This is a genomic window from Paenibacillus sp. FW104-T2 (assembly GCF_058789975.1).
Genome location: NZ_JBYTCE010000003.1, coordinates 1 through 16789 on the forward strand (window position 1 = coordinate 1; position 16789 = coordinate 16789).

At 48.4% G+C, this 16789-nt stretch carries 15 protein-coding genes; 14 read left to right on the forward strand and 1 reads right to left on the reverse strand.

Annotated features, from left to right (window positions below):
• The 14 genes from AC3WQ3_RS04740 to htpG form a co-directional block, all read left to right on the forward strand.
• Positions 1 to 906, forward strand: a 906-nt coding sequence (locus AC3WQ3_RS04740; RefSeq protein ID WP_492471576.1) for a hypothetical protein, incomplete at its 5' end; no start/stop codon positions are given.
• Positions 907 to 960: 54 nt separating this feature from the next.
• Positions 961 to 1590, forward strand: a complete 630-nt coding sequence (locus AC3WQ3_RS04745) for a LysM peptidoglycan-binding domain-containing protein (protein WP_183523015.1) — start codon at positions 961 to 963, stop codon at positions 1588 to 1590.
• Complete coding sequence (locus tag AC3WQ3_RS04750; protein ID WP_492471577.1) at positions 1587 to 2573, forward strand: XkdQ/YqbQ family protein; 987 nt, start codon at positions 1587 to 1589, stop codon at positions 2571 to 2573. The genes AC3WQ3_RS04745 and AC3WQ3_RS04750 overlap by 4 nt, the downstream gene beginning before the upstream one ends.
• On the forward strand, positions 2566 to 2976 hold the full coding sequence (locus AC3WQ3_RS04755) for a hypothetical protein (RefSeq protein ID WP_492471579.1): 411 nt from the start codon (positions 2566 to 2568) through the stop codon (positions 2974 to 2976). The genes AC3WQ3_RS04750 and AC3WQ3_RS04755 overlap by 8 nt, the downstream gene beginning before the upstream one ends.
• Positions 2969 to 3424: a DUF2634 domain-containing protein gene (locus AC3WQ3_RS04760; protein ID WP_221807191.1), complete on the forward strand. Its 456-nt coding sequence runs from the start codon at positions 2969 to 2971 to the stop codon at positions 3422 to 3424. The genes AC3WQ3_RS04755 and AC3WQ3_RS04760 overlap by 8 nt, the downstream gene beginning before the upstream one ends.
• Positions 3425 to 3428: 4 nt before the next feature.
• Positions 3429 to 4568, forward strand: coding sequence for a baseplate J/gp47 family protein (locus tag AC3WQ3_RS04765; protein ID WP_492471580.1), 1140 nt, complete (start codon positions 3429 to 3431; stop codon positions 4566 to 4568).
• The gene (locus tag AC3WQ3_RS04770; RefSeq protein WP_492471581.1) at positions 4561 to 5154 is read left to right on the forward strand and encodes a YmfQ family protein; all 594 of its coding nucleotides are present in this window, start codon (positions 4561 to 4563) and stop codon (positions 5152 to 5154) included. The genes AC3WQ3_RS04765 and AC3WQ3_RS04770 overlap by 8 nt, the downstream gene beginning before the upstream one ends.
• Positions 5154 to 6338 (forward strand): tail fiber protein, encoded by a 1185-nt coding sequence (locus tag AC3WQ3_RS04775; protein ID WP_492471583.1) that lies wholly within the window; start codon positions 5154 to 5156, stop codon positions 6336 to 6338. The genes AC3WQ3_RS04770 and AC3WQ3_RS04775 overlap by 1 nt, the downstream gene beginning before the upstream one ends.
• A gap of 548 nt (positions 6339 to 6886) precedes the next feature.
• Positions 6887 to 7384, forward strand: coding sequence for a phage holin family protein (locus AC3WQ3_RS04780; RefSeq protein ID WP_127538108.1), 498 nt, complete (start codon positions 6887 to 6889; stop codon positions 7382 to 7384).
• A gap of 486 nt (positions 7385 to 7870) precedes the next feature.
• The gene (locus tag AC3WQ3_RS04785) at positions 7871 to 8800 is read left to right on the forward strand and encodes a glycoside hydrolase family 25 protein (protein ID WP_492471584.1); all 930 of its coding nucleotides are present in this window, start codon (positions 7871 to 7873) and stop codon (positions 8798 to 8800) included.
• 839 nt (positions 8801 to 9639) lie between these two features.
• Entirely contained in the window at positions 9640 to 11286 is a 1647-nt protein-coding gene (locus AC3WQ3_RS04790) for an ABC transporter substrate-binding protein (protein WP_492471585.1), read from the forward strand.
• A 174-nt stretch (positions 11287 to 11460) separates the two neighbouring features.
• Positions 11461 to 12465, forward strand: coding sequence for an ABC transporter permease (locus tag AC3WQ3_RS04795; RefSeq protein WP_095360724.1), 1005 nt, complete (start codon positions 11461 to 11463; stop codon positions 12463 to 12465).
• Between the two features lie 256 nt (positions 12466 to 12721).
• Positions 12722 to 13618 (forward strand): nickel transporter permease, encoded by an 897-nt coding sequence (gene nikC, locus AC3WQ3_RS04800; protein ID WP_492471586.1) that lies wholly within the window; start codon positions 12722 to 12724, stop codon positions 13616 to 13618.
• A 778-nt stretch (positions 13619 to 14396) separates the two neighbouring features.
• A complete protein-coding gene (gene htpG / locus AC3WQ3_RS04805) occupies positions 14397 to 16277 on the forward strand; it encodes a molecular chaperone HtpG (RefSeq protein ID WP_430198435.1) in 1881 nt (626 codons plus the stop codon).
• A gap of 249 nt (positions 16278 to 16526) precedes the next feature.
• On the opposite strand, the gene AC3WQ3_RS04810 is transcribed toward htpG, so the two are convergent.
• Positions 16527 to 16709: a hypothetical protein gene (locus tag AC3WQ3_RS04810; RefSeq protein WP_492471587.1), complete on the reverse strand. Its 183-nt coding sequence runs from the start codon at positions 16707 to 16709 to the stop codon at positions 16527 to 16529.
• Positions 16710 to 16789 lie beyond the last annotated feature (80 nt).

The window sequence follows — 16789 nt, forward strand, 5'->3', positions numbered from 1 at the left end:
GTTAAGGATGCTACATTCTCCGGGATAGGCAACAATGCAAAGTGGCTGTGGAAGAAGGGGGTATCGGTTAAGGATGCTACATTTTCCGGGATAGGCAACAATGCAAAGTGGCTGTGGAAAAAGGGGGTATCGGTTAAGGATGCTACATTCTCTTGGCTTGGCAACAAGAGTGTTGGCATTAAAGATTGGTATGAGAATTCTAAAGAAGAAATCAAAAAGTTTTTTGAAGTCTCTGACTGGATTAACAAAGGTAAAGAGGGCGGTCAAAAAATACTGGAGACTTTTAAAAATTTCGGTTACGGATTAAGCTACAAAATGCAAGATATGTGGGATCATCCATGGACTAAACGTGTGAGAAAGGTAGGGAATGGCGCTTTTAAATTTCTTGATATTGTAGGAAATATAAATAAGGTTGTACATGCTTCTACACCAGAAGAAAAAATGATTGAAGTAAGTAAGATTATTGGAGCGAAAGTAGGATCAATAGCTCTAGGAACTGGATTGGGTGCTTTGGGTGGAATCATTCCAGGTGCGCAACCAGCTATCCCAATCCTTGCTGGTACTGGAGCATTCTTTGGTGATAAGTGGGGAGAGAAATTAGGAGAATGGGGCGGTAAGGCTCTTACCAGTATTTGGCCTAAAAGTTGGTGGCCTTTAAAAAAGGTTAACACTAGCAGTATAAAGCCTACAAAAAACATAGGGTTAGATAAAAGTAGGGCAAATAATATTTTATCTTCTTCAACAAAAAAGACCAAGCAAATTAATGTGAATTTACCTAATGGCGCAATCCAAATATCCAATAATAATCATAAGTTGGATTATAGTGATCTAGCAAATCAAATTAGTAATCAGTTTGTTAAAGAATTACGTCGTGCCATGGAAAACCGAAAAACGATTATGGCCTAAGCAGAAAGGAGGCCTGTTATGAGTGTAATTAAAGACAACGTGGAAGGAATCCATATGGAATTCACGCTGAAGGACGGGACGACATCGTTCCGATTCCCGGTGAAGCCGGAAGAGCTCACGATATCAAGGTCCAAAGGGTACGAAACGATCAATATGCTGGAGTATGGCGAATTTGATTTTGCACAGGGAGAGAAGGTGAAGGAGATCACTTTCTCTTCTTTTTTTCCAAAAGAATATGACGCGTCCTATTGCATGTACGAGCCTGTACCTGATCCGCGGGTGGCGATGAATATCCTGAATACGTTTCTCGTATCCAAAAAACCACTTCGTTTCATCATTTCCAACACAGGAGTGAACGTGCCGGTGTATCTCATCTCGCACAATACGACCTTCCGGGGCGGCGAGAGTGGGGACATTTATTTTGACATCACGCTGCGCACCTGGCGGGATTCCAAAGTGGAGAAGGTTGGTGCGGCAACATCAGGAAGCAAGTCGGGTTCTCGTACCGATCTGAAAAAAAGCAGTAAAACCTACACCGTCAAATCCGGCGATTCGCTGTCCAAAATTGCAAAGCTTGAGCTGGGCAGCAGTTCCAAATGGAACGAGATCTACAAGCTCAATGTGAAAACCATTGGCAGTGATCCGAACCGGATCAAGCCCGGACAAAAGCTGGTGATGCCATGACCTACAAGGTCATTGTGGACGACAAATATGACATCACCAAGCTGGTGGAGACGATTACGCTGAAGGACTCGCTGGACCAGATTGCGTATCAGGCAAACATCCGGCTGGCGGTGTCGGCTTCTTCCGGGTTGCCTGCGATATCACCGGGGATGGCGGTGCGAATCAGCGGGGTTCCTTTTGGTGAAAAATCCATGGTTCATCTGCTGCATCCTGCGGTCATCTGGGAGGTGGAAAGCTCCAACAGCGGCACCAAGCGGCTGTCTCTCACGGTGTACGACCGGATGATCTATCTGGAAAAATCGGAAGATGAGTTCCTTCTGCCCAAAGACCAAACCGCCACGCAGCGGCTCAAAACGTACGCCAAAGAGTGGAAAATTCCATATGGAACACTGCCAGACACCAAAACAAAACTGGGCAAAGCGGTGTATCGTTCGCAGACGATCTTTTCGATGATGTTTGCGGATCTGAAGGAAACGGCTAAGTCTGGCGGAGACATGTATCATCCCCGGATGACACCTGGCGGACTGCAGCTGTTCAAGGTGGGCAGCAATGCGAAGGTGTACGAGCTGGATCGGCTGATCGATCTGTCCCAGATGCGTACGCTTGAGGGTGCAGTCACCAAAGTTAAAGTTATGGCTGCATCGGAATCCAGCAGCGGCAAGGAAGTTCCATCGAAAGTGTTGGCGATTGAGCAGGATGGTGTGGAGGAACTGGGCACCTTGCAAAAGCTGATCGAGGACGATCAGGTCAAAACGGCAACCTCCGCCAAGAAACTGGCGAAGAGCCGTCTGACAGGCATCCAGGAGACCTTTACCGTCTCCGCGCCGGATGTGAACACGATTCGCGCCGGCGATGCGGTACTGCTCAAAGGCCTGAAGCTGATCGTCATGTCCGTCAGTAGAGACCTATCGGTCGGGCCAGGTACGATGACGCTGGAGCTGGGCACGGCGGAGCTGGTGAAAAGGAGGTATTACCTTGAATAAGGAAGATCCGTATGGGCATTTTGCCGAGGTCATGCGGGGCGCGATGAGTACGCATACCCGTCAGGCCGTAAGCGGTATGGGCGCGGTGCTGGGTACAATGACGTCGTTCGGCGTGAAGCTGGATGATTTCAAGCACGAAGTGCAGGACTATCTCGTGGCCGAGCTGCCGGGCACGCTTGGGTTGCCGGAGCGCGAGGCTGTTGGCGCGATCTCCGGGATACCTGACGTGGCGAATGGCGGAACGACGAGCACGGGAAGGTTTCTTTTGCAAGAAGAGGAAGTGGAAGAAGCGGTGTGGTCTCTGGGGAAAGGCTTGAAGGCTGGGGACCGTGTGCTGGCGATGCGGGTAAATGGCGGTAACGACATTGTGGTGCTGTGTAAGGTGGTGAGTGCGAATGCCTAGTTTGTTCCCGGAAACGGGTGTGGTCTGGGGAGATGAAGAGGACCTGTCGGGTGCGGCTTCGGAAGAGGTACGCTTTGGGCGGAGCTGGCGATTCGATTACGATGCGGGGGATTTTGTGCTGACCCCAAGTGGCAAAGTGGCTGCGGCAGGTCCGCAGGAAGCCTGGGTTCAATGGTGCATCAAGGCGGTGAAGACGCCGCGGTACAGACATGTAATTTACTCCCGGAACTATGGCTCGGAGCTGGAAGAGCTGGTGGGTCAGGGTGACAGCCGGGGTGTGATGGAAAGTGAGATTACTCGGATGGTAACGGAGACGCTGCTGGCTGATCCACGCACGGATTCGGTAGACCAGTTCACGTTCGATTGGAACTTAGAGCAGTGCATGTTCTCGTGCCGGGTGGCGAGTGTACAGGAAGAGATGTTTATTCTGGAAAGTGAGGTGATCTGACGGGATGGCTGAGATTCCGCGTTATTTGGAGGACCAGACGGAGGAACAGATTATGCAGCGCATGCTGGATCGTCTGCCCGCGGATCTGGATAAGTCGGAGGGATCGTTTCTGTGGGATGCGGAGGCTCCGGTTGCATTTATGCTGTCTGAGGCGGCGCTGTGGGCACAGGAGCTGCTTCGGCGAGGGTTTGCCAGTACGGCTGCGAGCAGTGACCCGAATTTTCGTTCGGAAGAGCTGGATCTGCGGGCAGGAGAGCATGGTATTGCGCGGCGGGCCGCTGTGGCGGCACAAGGCACGGTGAGGTTCACGGGTACACCGGGGAAAGCGGTGCCAGCGGGTACAGTTGTGGCTACGCTCGCGGATGAAGTATCTGGTGAAGCTTCGCTGGAATACGAGACCGTTGGGAGCGTAGAGCTTGGAGAAGATGGATTCGGTATGGTTGGTGTGCGGGCGCTCGTTGCCGGAAAAGAAAGTAATGTGCCGACTGGCACTGTGACCGTGCTGTCTACACCGGTAAGTGGTGTGACGTCTGTGGTGAACACGGACGTTATCAAAGGAGGTGCGGATATTGAGGCGGATACGGCGCTGCTGGAACGCTTTTATGCCAAAGTCCGCAACCAGGGGACGAGCGGCAACAAGGCACAGTATGTGCAATGGGCCAGTGAGGTGCCGGGCGTTGGTGCAACACGTGTGATTCCGTTATGGCAGGGGCCGGGCACGGTGGGGTTATATCTGCTGGATACGGACAAACGTGCTGCAGGCGACGATCTGGTAGCGGCTGTGCAGAAGTACGTGGACCCGACGCAGGATGGTCAAGGTGAAGGCGTTGCCCCGGCAGGTCCGGTGGTGTCAGTCATGCCAGCCGAGGAAGTGCCGATGAACATTGAGGTGAAGCTGACGCTGGCGAGTGATGCAACCTTGGCGGATGTCCGAGCATTAATCGAACGCGGGGTGACCGCGTACCTGAAGCAGCTCGCTTTTGCCGATCCACTTGTGCGCTACACCCGTATTGCAGCAATTTTGCTCGACATTCCGCCGATTATCGACTATTCGGAGCTGACCGTAAATGGTGTAAGTGACCAGAATATCGAGATGACCGCGAGTCAGGTGGCGGTACTGGGGACGGTGGATGTCCATGAATAGTCTGCCGGGGGGTGTGGCTTCTACAGTCTCAAGCCCGAAGGGGAAAGAACTGTTCTCGTATTTGCCAATCTATTATGAGACTTCGCGTGTTATGCAGGCCGATATGCAGTCCAAAGGTACCGAGATGGATCTGCTGTATCAGGCACTGGATGAAACATTGGATCAGTTTTTTGTCCGTACGGCGACGTGGGGATTGGATATCTGGGAGCAGGAACTTGGCCTTGAGACGGATCGCCTCAAACCCGTGGAGCAACGACGTGCCGTGGTGGAGTCGAAGCTGCGCGGTGCCGGGACATTTTCCGGCAGGCTGGTTGCGAATGTGGCAGAGGCATATGCCGGAGGCAAGGTGGATGTGACGTTTCAACCGGAGGCGTGGAGTTTTACGGTGAGCTTTGTAGACACGATGGGCATCCCGCCCAATATCGATGATCTCAAACGCGCGATTGATGAACTGAAACCGGCCCACATGGCCGTGGAATATGAGTATCGCTATCTGATCTGGGACGATCTGGACAACAAACAGATGACCTGGGATGAACTGGACGCCGCGTCCCTGACGTGGAATGAACTGGAGGTGTGGGCGTAATGCCACAAGAAACGGATCGACTGAAGTTACCTCTTCCCTTGGGGAACGAGAACGTAACCCGGGAGAGTATTAATGGGATTTTTGAAAAGATAGATGCAGGTGTCGCGACACAGGCCGATTTGGATACGCTTCGTGAAGCGGTGAGCAAGATGGATATTCCCGATGCGTCTTTGACGCAGAAAGGGAAGGTGCAGTTATCGAGCAAAACGGATGGTACGTCTGAGGCGGTTGCGGCGACGGAGAAGGCGGTTAGGGATGCGAGGGTGGCTGCCGAGACGAATGCCAAGAATGCAAGTTTGCTTCGTACGGGTGGTGATATCTCAGGAACGCTTACTGTAAGTTCATGGGGTAGCATCTCAGCAGGGACCTCAGGTTTTTTCTTGATTGGCCATAATTGTTACATTCATCCAACGAACAATAAATATTACTTTAAACAAACTCATTCTAATATAGGTGCGCGAGGTATTATTTTTAGACTGGGACAATCAGGTGTATACACGTTTGATACAGGTCCGATCTCTACTGTGAAAGATTCTGAATTTGTTCCCACTTTAATTCGGATGTCTACACAAACAGATTATGATGTGCTTTTTCAATCTGGCGTTGATGCGAAAAAAGGCATAGTGGATGCCATTAACGCCAATGGAGGAAGTGCATCCACGAATGACGGATGGTCGGTATTGCCCGATAAAATACGGGCTATACCGCAGGGATATTATCAATCGGTAACAGTGCCTGATAATACGCGTGGATACTTCACGGTTCCGGGTGAGGTTGGTGTTTACGGCCCGGTTATAGCAACTATACCCGCCGAAACAGATATCATATCAATTCAAGCGTCTAATGATCTTTTTTACGCAACTAACGCAAGTTCAAATAAAAGGGTGGCGATAGTTTTGGTCGATGGAAATGGTGTAATGTGGGCATTGGCTGACTACGCAGATAATTCAGGTAGTTACAGGCAAACATCCAAATTACACTCAGCACAAATAGACTTGAAAACGGGAGTTGCAAGGTCGCAAAAGTTAGATAGTTCACTGACCTACTATAGCTTCACATCAAATATGCCATCCGGTTTCAACAAGGGAACGCCTATGCAAATAAGGATAGCGGTAACTCTGGCTGGAAGTGGAGGTACGAATGTTAACTACGATTTTAGCAGAGCAACAATAGTTTCGATGTAAGGAGCAACCCATGATATATACACAGAGACTCCTGCTGAAATTTCGCCCAAACCAGCTAGTTTCAACACTAATGGGCCTATGGAATTAGGAAAATCGGTTATAAACACTTTGAGTGGTTCAAACAACATAACTTGCAATTTTTCATACATGAGATTCATGTCGATGTGAGGCCAGAATGACATACAACCGAGATATATACAGAGGGTTACAGTGGACATGCTGTAACCCTTCTCTCGTTGTATAATCAAAGGGGACCAATAGAGAGAGGTGTGACGTTGTGGGCAGATACCGTTTATACCGTACACTCATTGTGATTGCACTAATCTAATGTTTTATCACAAGTATCATTGCGATGGTACATGTTGCAAAAGCGGACAACTTAAACACTATAAGTATAAAGTGTCGGACAACAGGAAGTTACTCCGGGTTCAGTGGGGGAAATAATTCAGCTTACGAGGATAATTTCAATATGACAAACATATTGGAAATTTGACTTGTTGTCATGAAATGAACGAAAGCTCGTAAACCGTGTATAAGGAGGTGAAACCATGGAAAAATGGGACACCATATGGAAATCGTTTATCGCTCTACTAAGCAGCTCAGCAACCTACTTCTTCGGCGGTTGGTCAGGCGTGCTCGGGGTACTACTCGTATTCGTCATCCTCGACTATCTAACGGGTATCGCAGCTGCGGGGGCGAGTGGCAAGCTCGAAAGCAATGTCGGGATGTTCGGCATCGCGCGAAAGGTATTTATATTTGCAATGGTATCGGTGGCTCATCTGGTGGACGGTGTTCTGGGAGACGGACATTTGTTCAGGGATGCGGTCGCCTTTTTTTATATCGCGAATGAGCTGTTATCTATTATTGAAAATGGGGGCAAACTGGGAGCACCGATTCCGCCTGCGATCCGGCAGGCCATTGAAGTGCTCAAGGGCAAGGGAGGGGACGGGGGGATTCCCGGCAGCTACACTCCTCATTCCAGAGAATCTATTGCACCATCAGATCCTAAGGATGTGGATCAACAGATCAGGGATGACACGAAGTAAGGACTCAGCATTCATTCCAATGTGCCCTGTGGCAATAGGCAGAGCGCTACTGAGTCAAAAGTATTTGGTATGTGCCATTAGCTACAAGTAGTGAAAGAGACGGAATCGATTCTGAAGAAGCGGTAGCGGTCGCCTTTGTCTCTGAATGTTACCCTTTTAAATAATGAATCATAAAAATTTGGAGACAACAGCGATCGGAAGAACGATCCGGATCTGGAACGGTCACGTACCGACCCGGTATGGTTTCCTTAGTGTGTAATAGATAACGAATTTACTACCAATAGAAGTTTATATAGCACCAACATAGAATACGATGTAGGCTGACTTAGGCACTAACTAACTTTAATTCAATAGCGACAACGACATAACCTCGAGCAATCCGAAAATTACCTTACCATCAACAAGGGACACGCACACAAGCAATCCCAAGCCTCTTAGCATTAAATATATACAAACGGCAATTGCCGCATAAAGGGTGTGAGAAACATGCAAACGAGAAGCTCGGGCAACACGCAGGGCATTGACGTCTCCCGCTACCAGGGCAATATCGACTGGGCCAAAGTGAAGGCAAGCGGCATGACGTTTGTGTTCATCAAGGCAACCGAGGGGCAGACGTATACCGATCCGAACTTTCAGAAAAATGTAAGCGGCGCACTGGCGGTAGGCATGCTTGTCGGAACGTATCACTTCTTCCGCGCAACCTCCACGGACGGGGCCAAGGCCGAAGCGGCGCATTATGCCAATACGCTAAACAAGGTCGGAGGCGCGAAAGCGCTGCAGCTGCCACCGGTCATGGACTACGAGAACAACCCGGGTAATCTGAGCAAAGCCCAGATCAACACGGTAGCCAAAGCCTTTTTAACTGAACTGCAGCGTCTTACGGGCGTAAAACCAATCATATATACGGGCAATTCATTTGCCAGTAATTTTGAACCTTCACTTGGCACGTATGATCTGTGGGTTGCGAGGTACAGCAGCACACGTGTGCCGGATGATCAGCCTGCCTGGAAAAGTTGGACATTCTGGCAGTATACGGATTCGGGCAAAGTGAATGGAATTAGCGGCAACGTGGACATGAATGAGTTCGAAGGATCGGCAGCGGAGCTGCGGGCCAGATATGCAGCAGCCACGCCGAAGCCGCCTGAACCATCCGAGCCAACGAAACCGACCGAACCACCGAAAGGGGGCGAACCGATGACAGCCGAAGAGAAAGCAACGTTTGATGCGCTGAAGGCGCAAGTAGACAAACTGCAGGCACGTCAGCAGATGGAAGTTCCGGTGTGGGCCAAAGCAGCCGTGGATGCGGCTCTGGCGTATGACACCAAAAATCCGCTGTTCAGCATCGATAATGGGGCGAGTTATGATTTTTACCGTTTTATAACGGTCATGTATCGCAGAGGTTTGTTTAAAAAGTGAGGTAACAACGACATAATAAAGCTATATTGGAAGTTACCAGAGCGGGATTAAGAGGGGACACATCGGCATTTTTATGTCGAATGATGTTCCTTTTTTGTGTTTTATGTAATTAAAATTAACGCGTGAATAAAGTCGAAGACTTATGTCCGTAAAACTCTTGTCTAATTGATGAATGTGATGTAAAGTAAGTTACACGAAATTGTTTTTAACCACTGTTTATTTACATAAATCTCCTCACCATGACAGAGCCTTAACATGACAAGTTATTGTAATGTCTCCCTGTTGTCCAATCCCTGCATTTTCGAACATATACACTCATACACGCAGCTTCATACAACTACCTTCATCAGAAAATACGACGTACTACATCCATTTTAGCTTTTAACGGAGCGTTAGATGCTGCCCAACCTACTCAATGGCAAATGCCAAGCTTTATGAGCATATGAACAAAATATATCCCAAACAAACAATGTTCTTGTACCATCTTCTAACAACATTCTCTTTGTTTTCTTTGTCTTCTAACTCAATCTCACTTCCATCCAAAAAGTAGAATGCTGTTGCTAATTGACCTAAGTTCAATTGTTGCTCAACATAGCCGAACGAACGCTTCTTCAAAAGGTAACCTTGTGGATTCGCATAATACGTGCTCGGTACGCAAATCCGTAAAAAAAACGAATAGTAATCCATCCTATTCTAATACGACCATATTTACAGGTATCACAGGCACCTAAAGCCTTTCATTGATACAAGCAAGCACCGAACCAATGGCTATCATTGAAGTTTTTTCACGCTAGCATTACACACATTATGAGACAGGGAAGGGTGTTGTACGTATGCGAATGAGAAAGAAATGGATGTCCGGTTTTGTGACTCTGGCTTTGAGCACCGTCTTGGTGTTGTCAGGCTGCTCCAGCAATGAAGAAACAGGTAATTCACCTGCTCCGGCAGAAGGTACCGATCCCCCAACAGAAACGGCAGCTCAGGATACGATGATTATGGGCCGCGGCGGGGATTCAGTGGCACTGGACCCTGCAATTGTAACAGACGGGGAGTCGCTGAAGATTGGGCACCAGGTATTTGACTCCTTGCTGGATTACAAGGAAGGCGAGACGGAGGTCGTTCCTGGTCTGGCAGAGAGTTGGGAGATTTCGGCGGATGGCCTGAAGTACACGTTTAAGCTGAAGTCCGGTGTGAAGTTCCATGATGGAACAGATTTCAATGCCGATGCTGTTGTGTTTAACTTCAACCGTTGGAGTGATCCGGCGAGTGAATATAAATTTGAAGGGGATTCCTTCGATTATTACGATTCCATGTTTGGGCCAGAGGATGGCCGTGTCATCAAGGAAGTGAAGGCGATTGACGAGACGACGGTAGAGTTCACACTGAACCAGCCGCAGGCGCCTTTCCTGCAAAATATCGCGATGACCCCATTCGGTATTGCCAGTCCAACAGCCATTCAGGAGAAAAAAGAGAATTTCAAAAGCGAGCCCGTGGGCACAGGTCCATTTGTATTCGTAGAGTGGAAGCGGAACGACTCCATCACCCTGGAGAAAAATCCGAATTACTGGAAAGAGGGTTTACCAAAGCTGAACAAAGTCATTGTTCGTTCGATTCCGGACAACACGGCTCGCTTCAATGCCCTGCAAAATGGTGAGATTGATGTCATGGAGGACTTGAACCCGGATGATCTGTCCATTCTCGAAGGCAACAGTGAGCTGCAGAAGATCGAGCGTCCACCGTTCAACGTGGCGTATATCGGCTTTAACTTCAAGAAGAAACCCTTTGACGATGTAAAAGTAAGACAAGCCCTCAACCATGCGGTGAACAAACAGGGCATTATCGATGCGTTCTTTGCCGGACAGGCTCAGCCTGCCGTGAACCCGATGCCACCAACTCTGTGGGGATACAACGACGCGATTGAGGATTACCCGTATGATCTGGAAAAAGCAAAAGCATTACTGGCCGAAGCCGGCTTCCCAGACGGATTGCCAGACGCGGTAACGTTCTATGCAATGCCGGTGTCCCGTCCTTACATGCCTGACGGCAAGAAGGTGGCCGAAGCCATTCAGGCTGATTTCGAGAAAATTGGAGTGACCGTCAACATCGAATCGCCGGAGTGGGCGACTTATCTTGATGATGCAAAAGCCGGAGAGAAGGACGACATCTACATGCTCGGCTGGACCGGAGATAACGGCGACCCGGATAACTTCCTGTACACGCTGCTGGATAAAGACGCAATTCCGGGCAACAACCGCAGCTTTTATGTAAACGAAGAGCTGCATGTGCTGCTGACCGATGCGCAGAAAGAGACGGATCAGGACAAACGCGCCGAGCTGTACAAACAGGCTCAAGTGATTATCAAGGAAGATGCACCGTGGATTCCACTTGTGCACACGACACCTATTCTGGCGGGTAAAGCAAACCTGAAAGGTTTTGTGCCGTCTCCACTGGGCAGCGAATCCTATGCAAATGCTTATTTTGAATAACGGATTTATGTGATCTAAAATCATCATCATTTTTCGTTTCATCTTTCAAGGCGCTGGTGAACACGCAATGCTTGGCAGAATCCACATCTGGTCATAACAATCTAAAGCATTCTTGTCTACCAGCGCTTTTATAATTGCATGTTGCATGATACGTCAAAGGCAGGTGAATAGAGATTGAACAGCTATATTGTCAAACGCATACTCGTGCTGCTGCCCGTACTGCTCGGCATGACCCTGATCGTCTTTTCCATTATTCATGCCATCCCGGGTGACCCGGCAGAGACGATACTTGGGCAAAAGGCAACCGAACAGTCCAAGCAAGCCCTTCGGGACCAGCTCGGACTTGATAAACCATGGTTCCAGCAGTACTTCGCTTATCTTGGTGATTTGCTCCAAGGAGACTTGGGCACATCCATCCGCACCAAGGTGCCTATTGCCCAGGAAATCGTACCTTACCTGACAGCGACGCTCGAACTGACGATGGCGAGTATGTTATTTGCCGTCATTATTGGTGTTAATGCAGGGATCGTCAGTGCATGGAAGCATAACTCCTGGTTCGACTACTGCTGCATGGTTATTGCGCTCGTTGGTGTATCAATGCCAATCTTCTGGCTCGGTCTGATGGAACAGTGGCTGTTTGCCAACAAGCTGCACTGGCTGCCCTCCATTGGACGAATGAACGCACGTGATCCCGTCGATGCCATCACCGGTCTCTATGTGCTGGATACGATGATTGCCGGCCGTTGGGACCAGCTGTGGACCGTAACCAAACATCTTATCCTGCCAAGTGTTGCGCTTGGAACCATTCCGATGGCTGTTATTGCACGGATGACTCGCTCCAGCATGCTTGAGGTCATGAGTTCGGATTATATCCGCACCGCAAAGGCGAAGGGACTCGGTCCGTTTTTTGTCGTATATGGACATGCACTCAAAAATGCCTTTATCCCCGTCCTGACCGTTATTGGGATCCAAACCGGCTCTTTGCTCGGCGGCGCAGTATTGACCGAAACGATCTTCGCTTGGCCTGGTGTGGGGCGCTATATATATGAAGCGATTAGTTCGCGGGATTATCCGGTGATCCAGAGTGGTATTCTGATCGTGGCCTTCTTTTTCGTATTAATCAACCTGATTGTCGACTTGCTTTACGCTGTGTTTGATCCGCGGATTAGCTATAAGTAGGAGCTCCATCATTTGTTTTGATGAATGAACATTTAAATAAGATAGATATCAGAAATTACACGATACGAAGAGTGCAGAACCAATCTGTAAAAGCGAAGCGTTCGCCTTTATCATCGGATTTTCCATTTATAATCATTGAATCAAAAAAAATCTGGGGATAACAGCGATCGGAAGATGGTTCAGCAATCGTAGTGCGAAGTGTTATTGGAATCATTCTTCTTATCTTTCATTCATAGCTAAAGAAGGGAGACGCCGCATGGCCAAATTATCAACCAACACCGGACAATCCATAGAAGCAGCATCGACACGTGCATCCGGTCCATGGCGGGAAGCCTGGAGAACATTTCGCCGCAATCGGCTGGCGCTCGCCGGACTGATCATTATTGTGTTTTTCATCCTGCTGGCTTTCCTTGCTCCATACATTTCTCCTTACGATTACAAGGAACAAGTGCTGACGGACCGGCTTCAGGCCCCTTCGGCAGAGCATTGGTTTGGTACCGACGATCTGGGGCGTGACGTATTTTCCCGAGTGCTTCATGGTGCGCGTATCTCCTTGTGGGTGGGCTTCTTCTCGGTGATCGGTTCCATTATTGCGGGAGCATTGCTTGGACTGGTTGCCGGGTTTTATGGAAAATGGGCAGATATGCTTATCTCACGTCTATTCGATATTCTGCTGGCCTTTCCGGGTATCCTGCTCGCGATTGCCATTGTGGCAATCCTCGGTCCCTCCCTGCAAAACGCCTTGCTCGCCATTGCCATCGTCAATATTCCGACCTACGGACGATTGGTGCGTTCGCGTGTACTTAGCTTGAGACAGGAGGAATTCATTACATCTGCCCGCACACTGGGCGCAAATAATATGCGTATTCTGTTTCGCCATATTTTGCCGAACAGTCTTACCCCGCTGATTGTTCAGGGAACACTGGGCATCGGGACAGCCATTATTGAGGCGGCCGCACTGGGGTTCCTCGGCATGGGTGCACAACCGCCTGACCCGGAATGGGGTAAAATGCTCTCGGATTCCCGTCAGTTTTTGCAAAAAGCGCCGTGGACGCTTATCTTTCCCGGCCTTTCCATCATGCTGACGGTACTCGGCTTCAACCTGCTCGGGGATGGGTTGCGTGACACCCTTGATCCAAAGATGGTGAAGTAGATGAAGGAATGCGTTCCATTCCTTCATTGACCTACTTTTTTATCAGCTTATTAGCGAAGCTGACTATTTCAGCTATACCAATCCGCGAAAAAGCCAGTTCGAACATGGATTCGAGCTGGCTTTTGTATTGTCTGATGGATTACGTTAAAATCAAATATGCGTGTATAAACGAAGTGTTAATCCACCATTTTGTTAAAATAACGCCCGGCGTATTGACACCCAATTTTGCCATATGTTATATAAAAGAAAGGGTTTAGCACTCCGATCATCTGAGTGCTAACAAATGATGCTTTATACTACAGCGACTACATATGGAATGATTGTGTTTTTGAATATTCTTAAGGTGAACTCGGATAGGGCATGAGAGTGAAGGGCTAGACTAGATCTCGAAAAGTTCTTTGTTGACCTGCAGATCTTGCTGAACTACAAGCTTCAACTTTAATCTGGCTCTTGATACGATGCGAAGGTAGTGGAGGGGACGAAATCGATTCTGAAGAAGCGAAGCGCTCGCCTTTATCACCGGATTTTCCATTTAAGATAATGGATCAAAAAATCTGGGGATAACAGCGATCGGAAGAACGATTCGTAACCGGAACAGCTGTACGCACAATGCCATGCTTTTATTTCAAGATGAGCCATTAAGGTGGATCAGTATAATCCGGGGATAAGAGTAGTCGAGTTGTTTCTAGTTAAGTCACGTATTAGATGTAAATTCGATTTTGCTTCTATATTCAAATCAATCATTCTATATCCCAAATTGAAAGGAGAACACCCATTCATGGCCAAGAAACAGTTCCAGGCAGAATCCAAACGTTTGCTGGATATGATGATCAACTCCATCTATACCCAAAGAGAAATCTTTTTGAGAGAATTGATCTCCAACTCCAGTGACGCCATTGACAAAATATATTACAAAGCCCTTACCGACGATACGCTCGTCTTCAACAAAGAGGATTACTACATCAAGCTGACCATCGACAAAGAGAACCGTACGCTCACGTTGACTGATACCGGAATCGGGATGAGCCAGGAAGAGCTGGAGAACAATCTCGGGGTTATCGCGAAGAGCGGCTCGCTGGCGTTCAAAAAGGAAAACGAAGCCAAAGACGGCCATAACATCATCGGACAGTTCGGGGTTGGTTTCTACTCCGCGTTCATGGTGGCGGACAAGCTGACCGTGACGAGTAAAACGCTGGGCAGCAACGAAGCCTGGAGATGGGAGTCTGAAGGTGCGGATGGATACACGATCACTCCAGCTGAGAAAGATTCTGTGGGTACGGAAATCGTCCTGACGATTAAACCCAATACGGAAGAAGATTCGTATGATGAGTTTCTGGAAGAGTATCGCCTGAGATCCATCATCAAGAAATATTCAGATTTCATTCGTTACCCGATCAAGATGGATGTGACAAGTCAGCGTCCGAAGGAAGGTACGGAGAACGAGTTTGAGGAGTATAAAGAAGAGCAAACCGTGAACAGCATGGTGCCGATCTGGCGCAAAAACAAAAGCGAGCTGACCGAAGAAGATTACAACAACTTCTATATGGAAAAACGGTACGGTTTTGACAAACCGCTTAAACACCTGCACATCAGCGCGGACGGTGCCGTAGTATACAATGCAATTCTGTTTATTCCGGAGAACACGCCGTTTGATTACTATACCAAAGAGTACGAAAAAGGCCTGGAGTTGTACTCCAACGGTGTCCTGATCATGGATAAATGCGGCGATCTGCTGCCAGACTACTTCGGTTTTGTCAAAGGTATGGTTGATTCGGAGGACCTGTCCCTGAACATCTCCCGTGAAATGCTGCAGCATGACCGTCAGCTGAGCCTGATCGCGAAAAATATCAAAAACAAAATCAAGAGCCAACTGCAAAGCCTGCTGAAGGACGATCGCGAGAGCTATGAGAAGTTCTATCAAGCGTTTGGGCGTCAGTTGAAATATGGCGTATACAGCGACTATGGCGTGAACAAGGATACACTGCAGGATCTGCTGCTGTTCTCTTCTTCCAAAGAGAAAAAGCTGGTCAGCCTGGACGAGTACGTTTCCAGAATGCCGGAAGACCAGAAGTATATCTACTACGCATCGGGTGAGTCCATTGAGCGGATTGAGAAGCTGCCTCAGATCGAGGGTGTACTGGATAAAGGATATGAAGTGCTGTACTTCACTGAGGACATCGATGAATTCGCGATCAAAATGATCATGAACTACAAGGAGAAAGAGTTCAAATCCATCTCCAGCGGTGACCTGGGTATCGAAGACAGCGAGGATAAAGAGAAAAACGAAGCAGAAGATAACGACAACAAAGAGTTGTTCGAAGCGATGCAAGCACAGCTGGCAGGCAAAGTAAAAGCGGTCAAAGCTTCCAAACGCCTCAGAAGCCATCCGGTATGTTTGTCCACCGAAGGTGAACTGACCATCGAGATGGAGAAAATCCTGAAAGCCATGCCGAACAGCGAGAATGTACAGGCGGATAAGGTGCTGGAGATCAACGTCAACCATGATGTCTTCAAATCCCTGAAAGATGCTTACGCACAGGATAAGGAAAAATTGAGCCTGTACACTAGCCTGCTGTACCACCAGGCATTGCTGATCGAGGGGTTGCCAATCCAAGATCCGGTAGAGTTCACCAACGACATCTGCAAAGTGATGGTGTAATCGCATTACCGAGCTGAGTTTTTAAGTAGCGTGTAGTTTCACGCTATCAGCACTCTCTATAAGTAATAGGCCAGCAAGCGCAGCGCCTGACCATCTCCACCCGACAGGGCGATTCCGTCCCTGTCGGTTTTTTATTTTCTCCCCTCCAAGGAACAAAATACGAGACAGAGGATCATGAAAGGCCGCGCTTGAATTGAGAATGAGTATGTCTCATGTAACTTCCTAATTACTTTAGATTCTACGAAATTACTATTTTTTATTGAAATCATAGCGATCAGCAGCGAAGTAGTGGAGGGGACGGAATCGATTCAGAAGAAGCGAAGCGGTCGCGTTTGTCTCCGGGTTTTCCCCTTGCCAAGGGAAATTCAGAAAACCTGGAGACGACAGCGATCGGAAGAACGATCCGTAACCGGAACGGCTACCGATGCTCATCAGTACTTTTCATCCTATCTTTTTTTGAATTATCGGAATGATCTCTGCAATACTCTGAATGGTTTCATATATTGATGTAT

Excerpts from the sequence above, each read along its gene's own strand:
- AC3WQ3_RS04775 (WP_492471583.1), top strand. The coding sequence starts at position 5,154 with ATGCCACAAGAAACGGATCGACTGAAGTTACCTCTTCCCTTGGGGAAC.
- AC3WQ3_RS04750 (WP_492471577.1), top strand. The coding sequence starts at position 1,587 with ATGACCTACAAGGTCATTGTGGACGACAAATATGACATCACCAAGCTG.
- htpG (WP_430198435.1), top strand. The coding sequence starts at position 14,397 with ATGGCCAAGAAACAGTTCCAGGCAGAATCCAAACGTTTGCTGGATATG.
- AC3WQ3_RS04780 (WP_127538108.1), top strand. The coding sequence starts at position 6,887 with ATGGAAAAATGGGACACCATATGGAAATCGTTTATCGCTCTACTAAGC.
- AC3WQ3_RS04745 (WP_183523015.1), top strand. The coding sequence starts at position 961 with ATGGAATTCACGCTGAAGGACGGGACGACATCGTTCCGATTCCCGGTG.
- AC3WQ3_RS04785 (WP_492471584.1), top strand. The coding sequence starts at position 7,871 with ATGCAAACGAGAAGCTCGGGCAACACGCAGGGCATTGACGTCTCCCGC.
- AC3WQ3_RS04765 (WP_492471580.1), top strand. The coding sequence starts at position 3,429 with ATGGCTGAGATTCCGCGTTATTTGGAGGACCAGACGGAGGAACAGATT.
- AC3WQ3_RS04770 (WP_492471581.1), top strand. The coding sequence starts at position 4,561 with ATGAATAGTCTGCCGGGGGGTGTGGCTTCTACAGTCTCAAGCCCGAAG.
- AC3WQ3_RS04790 (WP_492471585.1), top strand. The coding sequence starts at position 9,640 with ATGAGAAAGAAATGGATGTCCGGTTTTGTGACTCTGGCTTTGAGCACC.
- AC3WQ3_RS04810 (WP_492471587.1), bottom strand. The coding sequence starts at position 16,709 with ATGAGCATCGGTAGCCGTTCCGGTTACGGATCGTTCTTCCGATCGCTG.
- AC3WQ3_RS04760 (WP_221807191.1), top strand. The coding sequence starts at position 2,969 with ATGCCTAGTTTGTTCCCGGAAACGGGTGTGGTCTGGGGAGATGAAGAG.
- nikC (WP_492471586.1), top strand. The coding sequence starts at position 12,722 with ATGGCCAAATTATCAACCAACACCGGACAATCCATAGAAGCAGCATCG.